We start from the raw sequence: 18,476 nt of genomic DNA on the forward strand, positions 1-18,476 counted from the left end.
ACCCCACCCGGCGTCTGTGGGACAATAGGCCGCCCGCAGTTCCGCGGCCGCCTCCCGATTCCGACAGAACCATGACGCAGCCTACCCGTCGCCAGTTGGCCAACGCCATCCGCTTCCTTGCCGCCGATGCGGTTGAAACCGCAAAGTCCGGCCACCCCGGCATGCCCATGGGCATGGCCGACATCGCCGAAGTCCTCTGGAACGACTACCACCGCCACAACCCGAACAACCCGCAGTGGTTCAACCGCGACCGCTTCGTGCTGTCCAATGGCCACGGCTCGATGCTGCAGTACGCGCTGCTGCACCTGAGCGGCTATGACCTGCCGATCGAGCAGTTGAAGGCCTTCCGCCAGCTGGGCAGCCACACCGCTGGCCATCCGGAGCGTCATGAGACTCCGGGCGTGGAGACCACCACCGGTCCGCTGGGCCAGGGTTTCGCCAATGCCGTGGGTTTTGCCTTGGCCGAGAAGCTGCTGGCACAGCGCTTCAACCGCCCGGAGCTGGAAATCGTCGACCACCGTACCTGGGTATTCATGGGCGATGGCTGCCTGATGGAAGGCATTTCCCACGAAGCCGCCTCGCTGGCCGGCACCTGGGGCCTGCACAAGCTGGTCTGCTTCTGGGATGACAACCACATCTCCATCGACGGCAACACCGAAGGCTGGTTCACCGACAACACCCCGGAGCGTTTCGAGGCCTATGGCTGGAACGTGGTGCGCGGCGTCGATGGCCACGATCCGGACAGCATCAAGGCCGGTATCGAAGCGGCCCTGTCGCAGGACGCCAAGCCGACCCTGATCTGCTGCCGCACCACGATCGGTTTTGGTTCGCCGAACAAGGCCGGCAAGGAATCCAGCCACGGTGCACCGCTGGGCAAGGACGAACTGGAAGCCACCCGCAAGGCGCTGGACTGGAATTACGGCCCGTTCGAGATTCCGGAAGAGATCTACGCCGGCTGGCGTGCCGGCGGTACCGGCACCCTGCGCCAGGCCGAGTGGGAGCAGCAGTTCGACAAGTACGCTGCGCAGTACCCGGCTGAAGCCGCTGAACTGACCCGTCGCTCGCATGGCGATCTGCCGGCCGACTTCGTTGCCAAGGCCGACGCCTACATCGCCCAGGTTGCCGCCGAAGGCCAGACCATTGCTTCGCGCAAGGCATCGCAGCTGGCCATCGAGGCGTTCGCACCGCTGCTGCCGGAAATCGTGGGCGGTTCGGCTGACCTGGCGCACTCGAACCTGACCCTGTGGAAGGGCAGCACGTCCGTCGCCACCGACGATGCCAATGCCAACTACGTGTACTACGGTGTGCGCGAGTTCGGCATGACCGCGATCGCCAACGGCCTGGCCCTGCACGGCGGTTTCATTCCGTTCGACGCCACCTTCCTGGTGTTCAGCGATTACGCCCGCAATGCCGTGCGCATGAGCGCGCTGATCCCGGCCCACGCCATCCACGTCTACACCCACGACTCGATCGGCCTGGGCGAAGACGGCCCGACCCACCAGCCGGTGGAGCACCTGGCCTCGCTGCGCTACATCCCGAACAACGACGTGTGGCGCCCGTGCGATGCGGTCGAGTCGGCCGTGAGCTGGAAGGCTGCGATCACCCGCCAGGACGGCCCGAGCTGCCTGGTGTTCAGCCGCCAGAACCTGCCGCACCAGCCGCGCGATGCTGAGCAGATCGCACAGATCGAGCGTGGCGGCTATGTGCTGGCCGATGCTGCCGGCACCCCGGACGTGATCCTGATCGCGACCGGTTCGGAAGTCTCGCTGGCGACCGAAGCGAAGGCGCAGCTGGATGCGGCCGGCCTGAAGACCCGCGTGGTCTCGATGCCGTCCACCGATGTGTTCCTGCGCCAGGATGCGGCCTACCGCGAATCGGTGCTGCCGAACGCCGTGCGCAAGCGCGTGGCCATCGAAGCCGGCGTCACCGGCTTCTGGCGCCAGTTCGTCGGCCTGGACGGCGCAGTGATCGGCATCGATACCTTCGGTGCGTCGGCCCCGGCCGACAAGCTGTACCAGCACTTCGGCATCACCACCGCGCACGTGGTGGAAGCAGCCAAGGCGCTGTAAGCCGCGCTGCAATGGAATACGGGGAGGCCGGCGCAAGCCGGCCTTTCTCGTTTGTCGGACGGAACGAATCGTCCGCCGCGGCAGTGGATCCACGCCATGCGTGGATGGGCGTTACATCGCGTCCCGCACTTCCATCAACGCAAAGCCCAAAAGATTCAATCCGCGCCACTGCGCCGGGTTGTGCGCATCGGCGTGATCCTTGGCCAGGCCGATCCCCCAGACGAAATCCACCGGACTGGCTTCCACCAGGACCTGATCTGCCGTAGCGCGCAGGAAATCGCCCAGCGCCGCATTCTGCGAGAACTTGGCCCGATTGCCTTCGACCACCAGGGCGTAGCGCGCCTGCGCCCAGAGCGCCTCGTCGAAGCCCTCGATCTTCCGGCCCAGCGCTTTCACTTTGTCAGGCGTGCGGCTGGCGAGAACCTGTTCGAGGATGTCGGTGGCACCAAACAGACGCGCTTTGCCAGCCATCATGAAGTGCTCGGCAGTGGGGTAGTGCACACCATCGATCTTGAAGCCTGCGTCGTACCACTGGCTGAAACACGACGCCGCCACGCCGGTGCGCGGCGGTTGGTGGCCCCAGAAGCAGAGATAACGCAGGTGCTCGCCATCGGCTTGGCGGCGTTGCAGGTCATGCAGGAAACGGGAATCGTTGTTCATCCGTACAGGATAGCGTGCCGCGCCACTGCGGTAGGTGCCAACCCTGGTTGGCACTGATCGTTATCCGCCGGGCATGGCCCGGCGCTACCATCCGCGCGATTATGCGGTGCGTGCCAGGGCCAGCCTCAACAAGCGTGCATTGAGCCGTTCGCCGAAGTCCTTGGGCGACTGCAGTTCCATCCGCTGCAGGTACACCGCGTCGCCATCACCTGCAGGCTGCCACAGTGCGGCCCACACGGTGCGCAGCTTGCTGCCGCGCGTCTGCGTGTTGGCCTTCAGCCAGCCCAGTGCCTTCACCAGCACCTGTTCGATCTCGGTGAAGTCGCTGCCCAACGGGTAGTCGGGCAGGGTGCCATCGCTGCGGAACGGCGCCAGCGCCGCCGCCAGTGCCTGCGGTGTGTTGCGCTGCTGGCGCTGCGCATCGGGTTGTGCCGTTGCTGCCAGCTTGCGCGCCGCGAAAGCCTGCTGCAGCAGCGCGTCCTGGAACGGCGCTTCGGTAATCGCCGCCATCGCGTGTACGCAGTCGTCGTCGGTCAGGCCGCGCACATCGGCGATGCCGTACTCGTTGAGATAGATGTCACGCAGGTGGCGCGGAATGGTTGTGTGCCCATAATTCCAGCGCACATTGGATTCGCGCTGGCCCCGATCATCACGGGCGGCGCGGAACATCAACACGCTGCGCGCTTCCGGCAGTGCATGCGCCATCGCTACGAAGTTGTACTGGCCGCCCACGCCGGAGACCACGCGGCCGTCTTCCAGTGCATCGGACACCGCTGCGCCCAGTGCGGTAGCCATCATGCAGGAATTGAAAAAGCGGGCGTGCCGACGCTGCAGGCGTTCCAGCGTCTCGTTGCCGCCGTACAGCTGGTTGATCTCGCTGATGCGGCGCATGCCGATCGCCCGGCATTCGTCGTCGGGCAGGGTGCGCAGCCATTCGTAGAATTCGGATGAGCCCAGGTAGAACGCGCCGTGCAGGTATTCGCCCTCCGCCTCCAGCGTGGCGTGGTCGATGGACAGCGTGCTGCCGTTCTCGATGCGTTGCATCAACGCCAGGTCATCATGCACCTTGCGCTTGATCACGCCGGTCTGCACCAGTCGGCGGAAGCCCTCGTTGAGCATTTCGCTGCAGCCGTACAGGCCGATCTCGAACGGATCCAGTCCGCCGATCTCCTGTACCAGCGGATGGCTGGCCAGTTGCGGGTCCAGTGCATCCAGTACGCGTCGGTAGCGCGCGTTGTCGGTGTGGCGCAGCACCAGTGCATGGCTGAGCGCATCGGCCAGCGTGCCGATGCCGATCTGCAATGTTCCGCCGTCGCGCACCAGGGTGCTGGCATACAGGCCGATGGCGTAGTCGGCGTCGGCCACCGGCTGCCGTGGCAGCCCGAACAACGCCGGATACGGTGGCGGCGGGGTGATGACCAGATCGAAGAAGGACACGTCGACCGTGGCCGTGCCACCCAGATACGGCAGCTGCGGATCGATCTCGGCGACCAGCAGCGGGCGCGGCAGGCCGCGCGCGGTCATCGCGTCCAGTGTGTCCTGGGTGATGTCGTTGTTGCAGGACAGCGACAGGCGCCGGTCGTCCGGCCGCATCGCCACTTTCTGCACGATCACCTGCGGCGCGCGCTGGGCCACGGCGTCGGCAGCGTGGGTGTAGTTGAGGCTGGTGTAGCTGGACTGCGCCTGCCGCGAACCGAGCAGGGCACCGGACTGCATGTAGAACTCTTCCACCTGCACATGCGCTGGCAATGCGTCGCGCGCGATTGCATCGGCGTAGGCCAGGCGCGGAAAGTCTTCACCGAAATGGCGCGCCGCGAACGGTGCCATGAAGCGCGCCTCCAGGCCGTCTCCCTTTGCCCGCGGCGGGTTCAGTGACAGCGCGGTATACAGCTGCAGCGGCCGCGACGGGTCCTGTTCGACACGCGCATACAGGGCGTTGAGCAGGCGGTGGGGTTTGCCCAGCGCCAGCGGTGCACCGATCCGCAGCGGCCCATCCACGCGCGCGAACAGCCAGTCAACGGCGGCGTCGAGGTCGGTGAGGTGTTCGGTCATCCGGGGCGGTCCTGCTTGGGGGAGTGCTGGCATTACAGCATGTCGGGCTTGAACCGCCGTCGACGCGAGACTTCGGCGCCGGCAACCATGAACCGGCCGTCGCCGCGGTAATGCACCGTGCGCGGCAGCTTTGGGCGCGGCGCCACGTGCGCGCGCACGATTTCCCAGATGAAGAGATTGCTCGATTCGACCTGGCTGTCGTCGTGCAGACGGCACTCGAAACTGGAATGGCACTGGCCCACCAAGGGTGCCCCCACCTCCCGCGCCGGCACCGCATCCAGGCCGAACCGTTCGAACTTGTCCACGTCGCGACCACTGCAGTTGCCGATGTCGACCACGGTGTCCAGCAGTTCGACCCCGGGCACGTTGATCACGCACTCGCCGCTGCCACGGGCCAGGCCGAAGCTGTGGTTCTCGTTCCACAGGTAGGTGGCCACCAGCGATGGCGAAAAGCCCATCACCATGTGCCAGCCCATCGTCATCAGGTTGCGCTGGCCACGCCAGGCGGTGCTGACCAGCACGATGGGGCCGGGTTCGAGGAAGCGTCGGGCCTGCTCGACGGGGAAGTCACGTTTGCGCAAGGGCTTCATGCCGGTACCTGCAATGGAGACCCCCATGCTGGCGCAGGCGCGATGAATTACCGGTCGAGGGGGTTGACAGTCGAATCGATTACGCGCGTAATCGAATTGTCGATTACGGATGTAAACCATGACCCCGATCAGCGAAGCCGAGGCCGTAGTGATGGAGGTGCTGTGGCAGCAGGCACCGCGCACCGCCGATGAGGTCGTGGCGGCACTGGCCCACCGCAACTGGGCCGAGCCGACCATCAAGACCCTGCTCAACCGCCTGCTGACCAAGGGCGCGATCGCCGCCGAGCGCGATGGCCGGCGCTATCTGTACCGGCCGCTGCTGCAGCGCCAGGCATGGGTGCAGGCGCAGAGCCAGGACTTCATCGGGCGTGTGTTTGAGGGCCGGGTGGCACCGCTGGTGGCGCATTTCAGCGAACGCGGCCAGCTCAGCGCACAGGACATCGCCGAACTGAAGAAGCTGATCCAGGAGCTGGACCATGAATGAGCTGCTCGACGGACTGTGGCAGGCCAGCCTGTGGCTGGCGGGGGGCGTGATCCTGCTGGCGACCGTGCGGCCGCTGCTGGTGCGGCTGGGCGGTGCTGGACTGGTGTATCGCAGCTGGTGGCTGCTGCCGCTCCTGCTCGCGGCGCTGTTGCTTCCCCTGCCGCAGGTCGCGCTGTTGCAGCATGTGCCAACGCTGCCGCTGAAGGTGGTGCCCGAAGCAGTGGAGGGACTGCCTACGTCATCTCTGCAATGGCCCTGGCTGCTGTTGCCGGTGTGGACACTGGGTGCAGGCCTCTGCCTGCTGCGCGACCTGCGCGCACAGCGTCGCTTCGAACGTGGCATGGGCGGCCTGCGGGCACGCGCCGATGGCAGCTGGCAGGCCAGTGGCGATCCCGGGCTACCCGCGCTGGTGGGCCTGTGGCGGCCGCGCATCGTGGTCGGCCCCGACTTCGACCAGCAGTTCACCGCGCAGGAGCAGCGCCTGATCCTGCAGCACGAGCTCAGCCATCGTCGCAACGGCGATCACTGGGCCAACGGCGTGCTGCTGCTGATGCGCGCGATGTTCTGGTTCCACCCGTTGCAGCCATGGGCCGCACGTCGTTTCCTGCGTGACCAGGAACTGGCCTGCGATGCCCGCACCATTGCCCCGCAGCCCGCGCTGCGCGGCCTGTACGCCAGCACGCTGCTGAAGGCGCAGCTGGTCCACCCGGTTGCGCCGGCGGTCTGCCACTGGCGCAGCCAACCCGTGTTGAAGGAGCGTATCGCCATGTTGAAGCAGTCCAAGCGGAAGGCATTGCCGTGGATGTCGGGGCAGGTGCTGGTGGTCGGGTTGTGCCTGGGCATGGGGGCGGTGGCGTGGGCCAGCCAGAGTGGCGCAATGGCGGTCGGCCCAGCGGTAGCCGTCATGGATCGGGAGATCCGGGTCGACAAGATGCCGCCGCCGAGCTACCCGAAAAGCGCATTTGAGCAGAGCCAGACAGGCGTGGTGGTGCTCCGCGTCGACGTCGATGCGCACGGTGCTGTCAGCGATGTGCGTGTAGTGAGCGCCACCAATCCGGGCGTGTTCGAAGCGGTGTCGATTGCAGCAGCGCGAAGCTGGACCTATCGCCCGGCGCTGAAGAACGGCAAGCCGGTGGCGGGCGCCGTGCGCATTCCGATCACCTTCGCCATGGATGAGAACGACGATGTGACGGAGACCACCAGGTGATGCGCTTCGCACTGCTGATGGCAGCGGGGATGCTGGTGGGCTGCGCCACCAAGGAACGGCTGAGCACCGTCGACACCCGCAATGAAAGCGTTGGCCATCAACGTCTGCATGCGGAAGGAAAAGGCGGCAGCGGCCAGGTGCAGGCGTACACGCTGGGTGCAACCGAAGGCTATCGGATGCCGCAGCTGTATGTGGCGCCGGATCCGCAGATCGGTGATCGTGACCCGCGCACCGAGCTGGCGCCGACCACCATCTGCCTGCAGCTGGTGATCGATGCCGAAGGCGCTGTCGAGCGAAGCCTGGCGCTGGTCGACCGTAGCGAATGCGCTGCAGGCGCGGCAAGCGAGAATGCGCCTCTGCTGCAGGCGGCGCAGGAGGCGGTGGCGATGTGGAAGTATTCACCCGCCGCCGTCTGCCACTTCGCACCGGGTAAGGTGCCGAATGACCGTGGCGACTGCGAAGGCGCCGAGCGCGTCGAACCGGTGCCGGTGAGCCTGCTGTATGCCTTCACCTTCGAGATCGTGAAGGGCCAGCATGTGGTGCGCACGCAGGGCAAATGACAGAGTGCCATTGCTGGCGCGATGAAGCGACCGATCGGGCCCTACGCCCCGCCCTGGATGTTCGCCTTCACCGCCGGCTGCATCAGCGTTGGCTCTGCCAGCGTCGCATCACGCGCCTGACGAACGCTGACGAACTCGGCTTCGGCCACGCCGTCATGCACGTGGATGTTGTGCGCGCGCTGTTCGCCGATGGTGGTTTCATTGGCGAAATCGCGGCCGCCCGGGCCATAGTCGTGGCAGACGAACACACGGGTGGCATCGGGCAGGGCAAGCAGACGCTGGATCGAGCGGTACAGCTGCGCAGCGTCGCCGCCGGGGAAATCGCAGCGCGCGGTGCCGCCATCGGGCATGAACAGCGAATCGCCGGTGAAGACAGCATCGCCGATCAGATAGGCGATGCTGTCGCTGGTGTGGCCGGGCACGGCGATGATGCGCCCCTGCAACTCACCCAGTGCGAAGGTCTCGCCATCGGCGAACAGATGATCGAAGACCGCATGTTCATCGGGCAGCTGCAGGCCATAGCGCGGTGCGAACGTGGCCTGCACCGCGCGGATGCCTTCGCCGATGGCCAACGTCGCCTGCGGGAATCGCTGCTTGAGCCGGCGCCCCGCCGACACGTGGTCGGCGTGGGCGTGGGTTTCCAGCAGCCAGCGCACGTGCAGCCGCTGCTGCGCGATGGCATCGAGCATTGCGCGCACCGGCGATTCGCTGCTGGCGTCGGTGTCCGGGTCGTAATCCAGTACCGGATCGATCAGCGCGGCCTCCCTGCTGGCCGGGTCGCTGACCAGGTAGCTGAAGGTATTGCTGTCACGGTGGAAGAACGATTGCACCTGGACCGACATCGGATACTCCTCAGCGTGTGGCGAGCACGCGGTTCAGCAACTGCGCCAGGTTTTCGCCGGCCAGTCGCAGCTGCGCTTCGGCCACCGGCCGGTAGCGCGTGGTGTAGTCGTCGCCGATCTTACGCGAGGCAGGGTAAACGCCAGGTTGCACGGAAATGCGGCAGCTGGCTTCGGCCCAGCTGACCGGATCACGCTGCGGGCTGGACTGGCGTGCGAGCTTCGGCGCCGGCAGCGCGCGCAGCACCGGTAGGTAACCAGCATCGTCGACCTTGCGGGTATTGAGCATGCCGCTGTCCCACAGCGAGTGCAGGTTGGTACCGCGGTTGCCGAACTGCAGCTGGAAATCGTTGCCGCCCTTGTCGTGGCCGTAGCCGGCGTGCATCGGCTGATGGATGTCGCCGACCAGGTGCACGACGAACTTCAGCGCCTGCAGGCGCTCGCCATCGGTCAGGCTGCGGTCGCCGAGGATCGCGCTCTGCGCCTTCAGCGCTTCGACGATGCAGTTGCCGCCCTTGCAGTGCTTCGGCGCCTCGTAATGGCAGCCATCTTCGGCGATGTTGACGTAGTGCCAGCCGGCCGAGCGACGGCCCAGGCCGGCGTCCTTGGCGCGCAGCTGGTCGGCCCAGGGCGCGATGCTGGCCAGCGTGGCACCGGGTTCGGTGGCCAGCAGGCGGTCGACTTCGGCGCGCGCGGTCGGGTTGAGGCGGCTGTCGGCCACTTCGGCGACCAGGCGGTGGCCTTGCGCGCCCCAGGCATGGGCGGGTGCGGACAGGGTCAGCAGGGCCGGCGCGAGGGCGGCGGCGAGGAACAGGGAGTGCAGTGCTTTCATCCGCTCATTCTAGCCAGCGGGGGAGATGGGTGGTTGATGGAAAGCGGCGCGTTCCTGTTCTCTGGGCGGATGGCTGCAGGGACAGGCGCTGCGGGACACGCCGCAAGTACGTCCCTGTAGGCTCGGCCGCGGCATCCATGCCGCGGACGGTCCCGCAGCGCCTGCCCCTGCAGCCACCATCCAACATGGCCGCGTTGGCGGATGCAAACGTCAAGAACAGAATCAGATGCAGTACATCCTCCTGCCTGCAATCGCGTCCAGCCAATGGCAACTGTGCAATGCGGATGCCGGCTTCTGCTTGCGCTGGCGCGCGCGCGGAAATGAGTGGGGCGGGGCAGGTGAATTGCTCAGGACCGTTCGCCGCATGGATGCGGCGATCGAGCCTACAGGGACGTATTTACGGCGTGTCCTGAGCAATTCACCTGCCCCGCCCAAACGCAGCTCCACGCTCTGCAACAAAAAAAGCCCCGGCACACACATACCGGGGCAACATGCTGCGAGGGTTTTGCCTGTAGCGGGGGAGCGGGGGCGAAGCCCCCGCCAAACAACCCCTTAGAACTTGAAGACGTAGGACGCGCCGTAGACCAGCGGATCGATGTTGACCGTGCCGATCTTCTCGCCGTCCAGCTTCACCTTGCTGTCGATGTCGATCCAGCGCATGTCCACGCGCAGGGCGCCCTTCTCGCCAATCGCGAAGTCGATGCCCGCATGGGCGGCCAGGCCCCACGAATCCTGCAGCTTCAGCTTGCTGCCTGCCAGCGCACCGGTGGTGTCTTCGCTGAAGAAGGTGGTGTAGTTCAGGCCGGCGCCGACGAACGGCGACACCTTGCCCTTGCTGTTGAAGTGGTACTGCAGGGTGACCACCGGCGGCAGCTGCTTGGTGCTGCCCACGCGGCCCAGGCCGTTGATGTTGATGTCGTGCTTGAACGGCAGCGCCGCCAGCACTTCGATGCCGAGGTTGTCGGCGATGAAATACTCACCGGTGATGGTCGGCTTGACGTCGTTGTCGACGTCGACCTTCAGGGTGCCACCGGCCAGCCAGCCGTTGTTCGACTTCGGGGCGACCTGGTGCACGCCGGCGGAAATGGTCCAGTCGCCCTTGGACTGGGCCATGGCCGGGGCAGCGGCCAGCGACAGGGCGGCGGCCAGGCTGGCCACGATCAGGGGGGAGGTCTTGCGCATGGGGGGGATCTCGTTGCTGGGTGGATGTGGCCAGTCTCGGCCTCACGCCGCGCTAACGCTTTGATCCGGATCAAATCCTGTCCGGCCCCCGTCCGGGCGGCGGCCTTGGCCGGCGGTGGTCAAGGCCGGCCTGCTAGACTTGTGGGCCCTATCCACCCCGCCGCACCTGTCGCGGCTGCAGGAGCTTGAGAACATGGCAATCAAGGTTGGTATCAACGGTTTCGGTCGCATCGGGCGTAACGTCCTGCGCTCGGCGGTGCTGAACTTCGGCGACGACATCGAAATCGTGGCCATCAACGATCTGCTGGAGCCGGATTACCTGGCCTACATGCTCAAGTACGACTCCGTGCACGGCCGTTTCAAGGCCGACGTAGCCGTCGATGGCAAGGATCTGCTGGTCAACGGCAAGAAGATCCGCCTGACCCAGGAACGCGATCCGTCCAACCTGAAGTGGGACGAAGTCGGCGTTGACGTCGTGCTCGAAGCCACCGGCCTGTTCCTGGACAAGGTCAGCGCGCAGAAGCACATCGATGCCGGCGCCAAGAAGGTCATCCTGTCGGCACCGTCCAAGGACGACACGCCGATGTTCGTGTTCGGCGTGAACGACAAGACCTACGCTGGCCAGGCGATCATCTCCAACGCCTCGTGCACCACCAACTGCCTGGCGCCGCTGGCCAAGGTCATCAATGACAAGTGGGGCATCAAGCGCGGCCTGATGACCACCGTGCATGCGGCCACCGCCACCCAGAAGACCGTCGATGGCCCGTCCAACAAGGACTGGCGCGGCGGCCGCGGCATCCTGGAGAACATCATTCCGTCCTCCACTGGTGCGGCCAAGGCCGTCGGCGTGGTCATTCCGGAACTGAACAAGAAGCTGACCGGCATGAGCTTCCGCGTGCCGACCTCCGACGTGTCGGTGGTCGACCTGACCGTCGAACTGGAGAAGGAAGCCACCTACGCCGAGATCTGCGCCGAAGTGAAGGCACAGAGCGAAGGCGCGCTGAAGGGCATCCTGGGCTACACCGAAGACAAGGTGGTGGCCACCGATTTCCGCGGTGAAACCCACACCTCGGTGTTCGATGCCGACGCCGGCATCGCCCTGGACGGCACCTTCGTCAAGCTCGTGTCGTGGTACGACAACGAGTGGGGTTACTCCAACAAGTGCCTGGAAATGGCCAAGGTCGTCGCAGCGAAGTAAGGCCTGCGAAGATCGTCGCGCGAACCCCGGCCTGGCCGGGGTTCGTCGTTTAAGGGGCCCGGCCTGACGTAGCATGGGCCCGTCGACCGCCGCCATCGTGGCGCGCGGGATCGCATTGGAAGGCGAGGAATGGAAGCACTCTTGGTCCTGGCAGTACTGGTCCTGCTGGCGATACCGCTGCTGCTGGTGGTGGCGCTGGTGATGATTGCCGGCCTGCGCCGGCGGGTCGCCGCGCTGGAGGCCGCACAGACCGTGCAGGTCGCACCCACTCCGGCAGGGACGGTAGGCCGTGCGCCCTCTGCCGTAGCCGAGCCGCCGCGCGCCCCTGCGGCAACACGCGAGCCCAGCAGCGAGCCCTCGTTCCTGCGGCCCACGGCAACCCCGGCATCAGCGCCGGTCGCCGCCCGCGAAGAGTTGCCGCTGCCGGCCCAGCCCGCGCGTCCGCTGCCGCCACCACCGTTGCCACCGGAGCCGACATTGCCGCCGCTGCCGGCCGAACCGGCCCCGCCGAACCTGGTCGAGCGCGCGATCGGTGCCGTCAAACACTGGTTCACCCAGGGCAACGTGCCGGTGAAGATCGGCATGCTGGTGCTGCTGGCGGGTGTCGCCGCGCTGCTCAAGTACGTCAGCGACCAGGGCTGGCTGGTGGTGCCGGTCGAACTGAGGCTGGCGGGCATCACCGTCGGTGCGCTGGGCCTGCTGGCCTTCGGCTGGCACCAGCGCGAGCGCCGGCGGATGTTCGCGCTGGCCTTGCAGGGCGGCGCCATCGGCGTGCTGCTGCTGACGATCTTCGCTGCCTTCAAGCGTTTCGATCTGCTCGCGCCCGGCTTCGCCTTTGCCAGCTCGATCGCGCTGGTGGCTGGGCTGTGCGTGCTGGCGGTGGTGCAGAACTCGCGCACGTTGGCGGTGCTGGGCATCCTGGCAGGCTTCATGGCGCCGCTGTGGCTGTCCACCGGCAGTGGCAACCACGTCGGGCTGTTCAGCTACTACGCCGTGCTCAACGCAGGCATTTTCGCCATCGCCTGGTATCGCCCGTGGCGTGTGCTGAACCTGCTTGGTTTCGCGTTCACCTTCGGCATCGGCACCTTCTGGGGCGTGCTGCAGTACGACGCGACCAAGTTCGCCAGCACCGAGCCGTTCCTGCTGCTGTTCTTTGCCTTCTATCTGCTGATTCCGCTGTTGTATGCGCGCCGGCAGCCGGCCGGGCGTCGCGATCTGGTCGACGGCAGCCTGGTATTCGGCACGCCGCTGATCGCCTTCTCGCTGCAGGCCGGCATGCTGCACGAACAGCCGATGACGCTGGCCCTGTGTGCACTGGGCCTGGCCGCGATCTATGCACTGCTGGCACGGGCGCTGATTGCGCGCGCGTCGTACACGGTGCTGGCGCAGTCGCATGCAGTACTGGCCGTGGGCTTTGCGACGCTGGCGGTGCCGTTGGCATTCTCGGCGCGGGCCACTGGCGCGGTATTCGCGCTGGAAGGTGCCGGCCTGGCCTGGCTGGGGTTGCGCCAGAAGCGCTGGTTGCCGCAGGTGACCGGTGCGCTGCTGCAGCTCGCCGCCGCATTCGCGTTCGTGGTGGGTGCCGATCATTGGCATCAGGACCAGCGTTTCCTGCTCAACCCGACCGCGATCGGCGCGCTGCTGCTGGCCGTGGCGGGTTTCGCGGCGGCGTGGAGCTACCAGCGCAGGCAGCGCCATGACATCGCCCTGGCGTATTACCTGTGGGGCCTGCTGTGGTGGTTGGGTGGTCTGGTGCATGAAATCGGCCGCTTCTTCCAGCATTCGACGCAGGCCGATGCCGTGCTGGTGCTGGCCGCCGTCACCGCCTGGTTGGCGTCGGAAGTGCAGCGCCGCATGCCGGCACGTGCGCTGGGCGTGACCGCGCTGGTGATGCTGGCAGCGGGCTTCCCGTTGGCGCTGCTGCAGAGCGACGCGCACCAGCAGCCGTTTGCCGGCTACGGCGCATTGGCGTGGGCAGTGTTCGCTGTGCTCGGCGTGCGCAGCCTGCTGTGCCTGCGTCAGGGCAGTGGCGGCGTGGCCCGTATCGCCCAGTTCCTGTGGTGGCTGCTGTGGCCATCGCTGCTTTCGCTGCTGGCCCTGTGGGGCGGCGGCGACGCGCGCCTGGCGCAGGGCTGGACCGCGTTGCTGGTGACCCTGCCGTGGTTGCTGCTGGCGGCGCTGTCGCTGTGGCGCTGGAACGTGCTGCGCTGGCCGCTGGGTGCTGCGTTTGATCCGGTGCGCCTGCCGCTGCAGAGCGTGATTTTCGCGGTGCTGGCGTTGGCCTGGTTGTTCGGCCTGACCCTGGCGGGTGACGCCACGCCGTTGCCGTGGTTGCCGCTGCTCAATCCTGCCGAACTGGCGCAGTGGGTCAGCCTGTTGCTGATCGCGCGCTGGCTGTATGACGCGCAGGGCCCGGCGCCGCTGCAGCGGTTGCGTGTGCCGGTGCTGGCCGTGGCCGGTTTCATCGCGTTGACCAGCACCGTGCTGCATGGCGTGCATCACTGGGGCGGGGTGGTATGGGATCCGACGATGGCCCGCTTCAGCCTGGCCCAGACCAGCCTGACCGTGTTGTGGAGCGTGCTCGGCGTGATTGCCTGGGTATGGGGCTCGCGTCGCGGCCAGCGTGTGCTGTGGATGGTCGGTGCGGTGTTGATGGCCGTGGTGCTGGCCAAGCTGGTGCTGATCGATCGCCAACACCTGGGCAACCTGCTGGGAATCGCATCGTTCATCGCCTACGGCCTGCTGTGCACCGTGGTGGGCTACCTGGCGCCCGCGCCGCCGAGCGCGCCGCCAACCGTGGAGGAAAACCAATGAGAAAGTGGAGCCGAGCGTTGCTGCCGGTATTGTTCGGCGTGGCCGGTGCGGTCGCCGCGCAGGCCACGGACTACCGCGCGCAGTACGCCGAACAATGGCCGCTGAGCCTGTCCAGCGCGCAGTCCGGCGCCTACCGGGTGGTGCTGGAGCCGGCGATCTATCGCGGCGCAGGCGCAGCCGACCTGGGCGACCTGCAGGTGTTCAACGCCGCCGGCCAAGCGTTGCCGTCGGCGCTGCTGGCGCCGGACCAGCCATTGGCGCAGCCGCCGGTGCAGCGCGAGCTGCCGTGGTTCGCGCTACCGCCGCTGGCCGAGGCCCAGCGCAATGACCTGCAGCTGCTGACCGAGCGTGATACCGACGGCCGTGTGCGCCGGGTCGAGGCTCGGCTCGGTGGCGGTGGCGGTGGTGCGGTAGCGAACGGGCAGGGCGGTTGGTTGATCGATGCCAGCGTGCTCGGCCAGCAACCGCTGGCGGCACTGGTGCTGGACTGGGCCGAAAGTGGCCAGCCGCTGCAGGCGCAGGTGCAGCTCGATGCCAGCGACGATCTGCAGCACTGGCAGTCGATCGCCCGCGATGTCCCCCTGGTGGACCTGCAGCGCGCGGGCAAGCGCCTGCTGCAGCGCCGCCTGCAGGTCGACAGCAACGTGCGCTACCTGCGGATCCTGCCGCGGGGTGAAGCGCGCCTGCCGGAGCTGCGCAGCGTCCTGGCGGAACTGCCGCCGGCGCCGGCAACGGTGCCCTGGGAGTGGCTGTCGCTGACACCGACAGCGCAGGGCAAGGGCGAATTCACCTTTGAACTGGACGGTCGATTCCCGGTGGCCCGCGCCGACGTGGCCAGCACCGACAACAGCCTGGTGCAGTGGACCCTGTTCAGCCGCGACGACGAAAGCGCCGAATGGCAGCGCCGCAGCGCGCCGTGGATCGCGTATCAGCTGCAGCAGGGCGCACCGGGCCAGCGCCAGCAATCGGCGGCACAGCCGTTGGGTGGCATGTACCGCGACCGCTACTGGAAGCTGGTCGCGAGTCCGGTGGAGACCACCAGTGCCCCGACCCTGCGCCTGGGCTATCAACCGGAAGTGATGGTGTTCCTCAGCCAGGGCGCAGCGCCCTACGCGCTGGCCGTGGGCAGTACCACCGCGCGCCGCGCGGAGGCGCCGATCACGGTGCTGATCGAGGAGCTGCGCCAGCGCAACGATCCGTCGTGGCAGCCGACGCTGGCACGCTTGGAAGGCAGTCGGGAGACGCTGGCCGGTGATGCGGCGCTGAAGCCGCAGCACGACTGGAAGGCGTGGCTGCTGTGGGCGTTGCTGGGGTTGGGGGTGCTGGTTGTCGGCGGATTGGCGTTGAGCCTGCTGAAGCAGAAGCCGTCGCCTTCGGCGTAGTTTGCAGCGAACGGCGCAGCCCCTCGTGGGTGGTCGGTTGGTTGCGTAGAGCAAAAGCCGCGCTTGGCCGGGCGGGTGGGCTGGGCAGGGGACGCCGTGAATCCGTCCCTGGAGGCTTGGCAGCCGCATCCATGCGGCTGACACCCCTGCCCAGCCCACCCGCCCGCCCTCTGACAATTTCCGTGTGCGTCCACCCACGGAAGAGAAAAAAGAAGAGCAAGAGCAGCTTCGCTGGGCGCTTTTTGTAGAGCCGAGCCCACGCTCGGCTGCTCGCCGCGAAACCTCCAGCCGAGCATGGGCTCGGCTCTACATTCCTTCTCCATCCGACATCACAAACCGCTCTTGCCTTTGCCATCCGCCCCGTCTCATGAACCTGTCGAGGCCGGGGTGGTGTGGGCTCGCGGGGGCGTAAGCGCCATGGATGGCGCGCCCGAGCCTCCAGGGATGGATTCACGGCGTCCCCGCGGGCCCACACCACCCCGGCCCACCCACAGCACCACGAAGCGCCAGCGCTTCGGCCGTTGCCGTTGCTTCGAAGCCTGCCGCAGGCAGCGGCGCGGCCGCCAGCCGCACCCGATACAATGACCTTCTGCCGCAAACCGGCATCCCATCTCCAGAGCCAAAGAGTTGCCCATGTCCATCGTCCGCATGACCGACCTCGACCTCTCCGGCAAGCGCGTGCTGATCCGCCAGGATCTGAACGTGCCGATCGAGAATGGCCGCATCACCTCCGAACAGCGCATCACCGCTTCCCTGCCGACGCTCAAGCGCGCGCTGGAGCAGGGCGCGGCGGTGATGGTCACCTCGCACCTGGGCCGCCCGAAGGAAGGCGTGTGGAGCGAAGCCGATTCGCTGGCGCCGGTTGCGCAGCGCCTGTCGGTGCTGCTGGGCCGCGAAGTGCCGCTGGTGCGTGACTGGGTCGACGGCGTCGACGTGCAGCCGGGGCAGCTGGTGCTGCTGGAAAACTGCCGCATGAACGTCGGCGAGGGCAAGGACGATGAAGCCCTGTCGAAGAAGTACGCCGCCCTCTGCGATGTGTTCGTGATGGATGCGTTCGGTACCGCGCACCGCGCGCAGGCGTCCACCCATGGCGTGATCCGTTTCGCCCCGGTCGCGGCCGGTGGCCCGCTGCTGATGGCCGAGCTGGATGCGCTGGCCAAGGCCTTGGACGCACCGGCCAAGCCGCTGCTGGCCATCGTCGCCGGCAGCAAGGTCAGCACCAAACTGGAGCTGCTGGCCAACCTGGTCGGCAAAGTCGACCAGCTGATCGTCGGTGGTGGCATCGCCAACACCTTCATCGCGGCGGCCGGCTACAAGGTCGGCAAGTCGCTGTACGAGCCGGACCTGCTGGATACCGCGAAGAAGATCGTGGCCGACGCCAAGGCGCGCGGTGCGGACATCCCGCTGCCGGTGGACGTGGTCACCGCCAAGCAGTTCCTGCCCGACGCGGCTGCCGAAGTGAAGGCCGTCGATGCGGTGGCCGAGGATGATCTGATCCTGGACATCGGCCCGCAGACCGCCGCGCAGTACGCAGAGCTGATCCAGAAGGCTGGCACCGTGGTCTGGAACGGTCCGGTCGGCGTGTTCGAGTTCGAAGCCTTCAGCAAGGGCACCGAAGCGCTGGCCCGCGCCATCGCCACTTCGCCGGCGTTCTCCATCGCCGGTGGTGGCGATACCCTGGCTGCGGTCGACAAGTTCGATATCGCCCAGCAGGTCAGCTACATCTCCACCGGTGGCGGCGCATTCCTGGAATTCCTGGAAGGCAAGACGCTGCCGGCGGTGGCCGCCCTGGCCGCGCGCGGCGCATGAGCGACGACCTGCGGGTGGATGGAGAAGAGCGTGCAACGCTCTTCTTCGACATGGACGGCACGCTGATCGATTCGGAAGTGGGCATCACCACCTGCATCGCCTATGCGCTGCAGAAGATGGACCATCCGGTGCCGTCGCAGGAAACGCTGCTGGGCTGGATTGGTCCGTCGCTGCGCACCACGTTCGCGCCGCTGTTCGGCGATGCCGAACGGGTCGAGCAGGCCGTGGCCTTCTATCGCGAGCGCTTCGACGTGGAAGGCTGGCGCGAGCACACGATCTATCCGGACATCGAAGCGGTGGTGCGCGCACTGCACGAACGCGGCCATCGTCTTGCGGTGGTCACCGCCAAGAACGAGCCGCATGCCCGCCGCATCGTCGAGCATCTGCCGTTCGGCGAGCTGTTCGAGGACGTGATCGGTTCCACGCCGGATGGTTCGCGCAGCAGCAAGCCGCAGCTGGTGGGCGAGGCGCTGCATCGCCTGCAGCTGGCGCCGGAAACCTGCTGGATGATCGGCGACCGCCGCATGGACATCGAGGGTGCCCGTCACCACGGCCTGCGCAGCGTGGGCGTGCTGTGGGGCTTTGGTGGCGAGCAGGAGCTGACCGAGGCCGGTGCCGGGCAGCTGGCCCGTGAGCCGGCGCAGCTGCTGGCATTGCTGGCCTGAGGTAGACGATGGCGCGCGCCGGGCCTTGCCCGGCGGCGTTTCCGCCACCATCGACCAGCGTATGTCCGGAACATGTCCGTGCGATGTCCCGCAGAGTCAGGCAGCACAAGGCTGTAACCGTATACATGGGACG

15 protein-coding genes are annotated in these 18,476 nt (G+C 66.9%); 9 read left to right on the plus strand and 6 right to left on the minus strand.

Features of this window, described 5'->3' with window-relative positions:
- The first annotated feature begins 71 nt into the window (after positions 1–71).
- On the plus strand, positions 72–2,069 hold the full coding sequence (gene tkt / locus MRBLST15_RS12020) for a transketolase (RefSeq protein ID WP_265953684.1): 1,998 nt from the start codon (positions 72–74) through the stop codon (positions 2,067–2,069).
- A gap of 111 nt (positions 2,070–2,180) precedes the next feature.
- Here the strand turns inward: tkt and MRBLST15_RS12025 are convergent, their stop codons facing one another.
- The 3 genes from MRBLST15_RS12025 to MRBLST15_RS12035 form a co-directional block, all read right to left on the minus strand.
- Positions 2,181–2,729: an NADAR family protein gene (locus MRBLST15_RS12025; RefSeq protein WP_265953686.1), complete on the minus strand. Its 549-nt coding sequence runs from the start codon at positions 2,727–2,729 to the stop codon at positions 2,181–2,183.
- 99 nt (positions 2,730–2,828) lie between these two features.
- Positions 2,829–4,781, minus strand: a complete 1,953-nt coding sequence (locus MRBLST15_RS12030; protein ID WP_312705525.1) for an acetyl-CoA hydrolase/transferase C-terminal domain-containing protein — start codon at positions 4,779–4,781, stop codon at positions 2,829–2,831.
- Between the two features lie 32 nt (positions 4,782–4,813).
- A complete protein-coding gene (locus tag MRBLST15_RS12035; protein WP_165377968.1) occupies positions 4,814–5,371 on the minus strand; it encodes a flavin reductase family protein in 558 nt (185 codons plus the stop codon).
- A 118-nt stretch (positions 5,372–5,489) separates the two neighbouring features.
- Here MRBLST15_RS12035 and MRBLST15_RS12040 point away from each other — a divergent pair, with 118 nt between their 5' ends.
- The 3 genes from MRBLST15_RS12040 to MRBLST15_RS12050 are packed head-to-tail and all read left to right on the plus strand — an operon-like array spanning position 5,490 to position 7,622.
- On the plus strand, positions 5,490–5,855 hold the full coding sequence (locus MRBLST15_RS12040) for a BlaI/MecI/CopY family transcriptional regulator (protein ID WP_367786000.1): 366 nt from the start codon (positions 5,490–5,492) through the stop codon (positions 5,853–5,855).
- Entirely contained in the window at positions 5,848–7,062 is a 1,215-nt protein-coding gene (locus tag MRBLST15_RS12045; protein ID WP_367786001.1) for a M56 family metallopeptidase, read from the plus strand. The genes MRBLST15_RS12040 and MRBLST15_RS12045 overlap by 8 nt, the downstream gene beginning before the upstream one ends.
- Positions 7,062–7,622 (plus strand): hypothetical protein, encoded by a 561-nt coding sequence (locus tag MRBLST15_RS12050; protein WP_367786002.1) that lies wholly within the window; start codon positions 7,062–7,064, stop codon positions 7,620–7,622. Before MRBLST15_RS12045 ends, MRBLST15_RS12050 begins: the two co-directional genes overlap by 1 nt.
- Positions 7,623–7,663: 41 nt before the next feature.
- On the opposite strand, the gene MRBLST15_RS12055 is transcribed toward MRBLST15_RS12050, so the two are convergent.
- The 3 genes from MRBLST15_RS12055 to MRBLST15_RS12065 all read right to left on the minus strand — a co-directional run bounded on the left by MRBLST15_RS12055 (position 7,664) and on the right by MRBLST15_RS12065 (position 10,475).
- Positions 7,664–8,464, minus strand: coding sequence for an MBL fold metallo-hydrolase (locus tag MRBLST15_RS12055; protein WP_089236637.1), 801 nt, complete (start codon positions 8,462–8,464; stop codon positions 7,664–7,666).
- A 10-nt stretch (positions 8,465–8,474) separates the two neighbouring features.
- Positions 8,475–9,293 carry a S1/P1 nuclease gene (locus MRBLST15_RS12060; protein ID WP_367786003.1) on the minus strand — a complete coding sequence of 273 codons (819 nt, stop codon included), beginning with the start codon at positions 9,291–9,293 and terminating at the stop codon, positions 8,475–8,477.
- Between the two features lie 552 nt (positions 9,294–9,845).
- Complete coding sequence (locus MRBLST15_RS12065) at positions 9,846–10,475, minus strand: OmpW/AlkL family protein (RefSeq protein WP_099820845.1); 630 nt, start codon at positions 10,473–10,475, stop codon at positions 9,846–9,848.
- A 193-nt stretch (positions 10,476–10,668) separates the two neighbouring features.
- Here MRBLST15_RS12065 and gap point away from each other — a divergent pair, with 193 nt between their 5' ends.
- The 5 genes from gap to MRBLST15_RS12090 all read left to right on the plus strand — a co-directional run bounded on the left by gap (position 10,669) and on the right by MRBLST15_RS12090 (position 18,343).
- Positions 10,669–11,673 carry a type I glyceraldehyde-3-phosphate dehydrogenase gene (gene gap, locus MRBLST15_RS12070; RefSeq protein WP_025874252.1) on the plus strand — a complete coding sequence of 335 codons (1,005 nt, stop codon included), beginning with the start codon at positions 10,669–10,671 and terminating at the stop codon, positions 11,671–11,673.
- A gap of 129 nt (positions 11,674–11,802) precedes the next feature.
- The gene (locus MRBLST15_RS12075) at positions 11,803–14,487 is read left to right on the plus strand and encodes a DUF2339 domain-containing protein (protein WP_367786004.1); all 2,685 of its coding nucleotides are present in this window, start codon (positions 11,803–11,805) and stop codon (positions 14,485–14,487) included.
- Positions 14,484–15,869: a DUF3999 domain-containing protein gene (locus MRBLST15_RS12080; protein WP_367786005.1), complete on the plus strand. Its 1,386-nt coding sequence runs from the start codon at positions 14,484–14,486 to the stop codon at positions 15,867–15,869. Before MRBLST15_RS12075 ends, MRBLST15_RS12080 begins: the two co-directional genes overlap by 4 nt.
- A 633-nt stretch (positions 15,870–16,502) precedes the next feature.
- Complete coding sequence (locus MRBLST15_RS12085) at positions 16,503–17,678, plus strand: phosphoglycerate kinase (RefSeq protein WP_367786006.1); 1,176 nt, start codon at positions 16,503–16,505, stop codon at positions 17,676–17,678.
- Positions 17,675–18,343, plus strand: a complete 669-nt coding sequence (locus MRBLST15_RS12090; protein WP_367786007.1) for an HAD hydrolase-like protein — start codon at positions 17,675–17,677, stop codon at positions 18,341–18,343. Before MRBLST15_RS12085 ends, MRBLST15_RS12090 begins: the two co-directional genes overlap by 4 nt.
- The last annotated feature ends 133 nt before the right edge of the window (positions 18,344–18,476 follow it).

It is taken from the genome of Stenotrophomonas sp. LST15-1-1.1, from assembly GCF_040815575.1.
GTDB classification, from domain to species: domain Bacteria; phylum Pseudomonadota; class Gammaproteobacteria; order Xanthomonadales; family Xanthomonadaceae; genus Stenotrophomonas; species Stenotrophomonas lactitubi_B.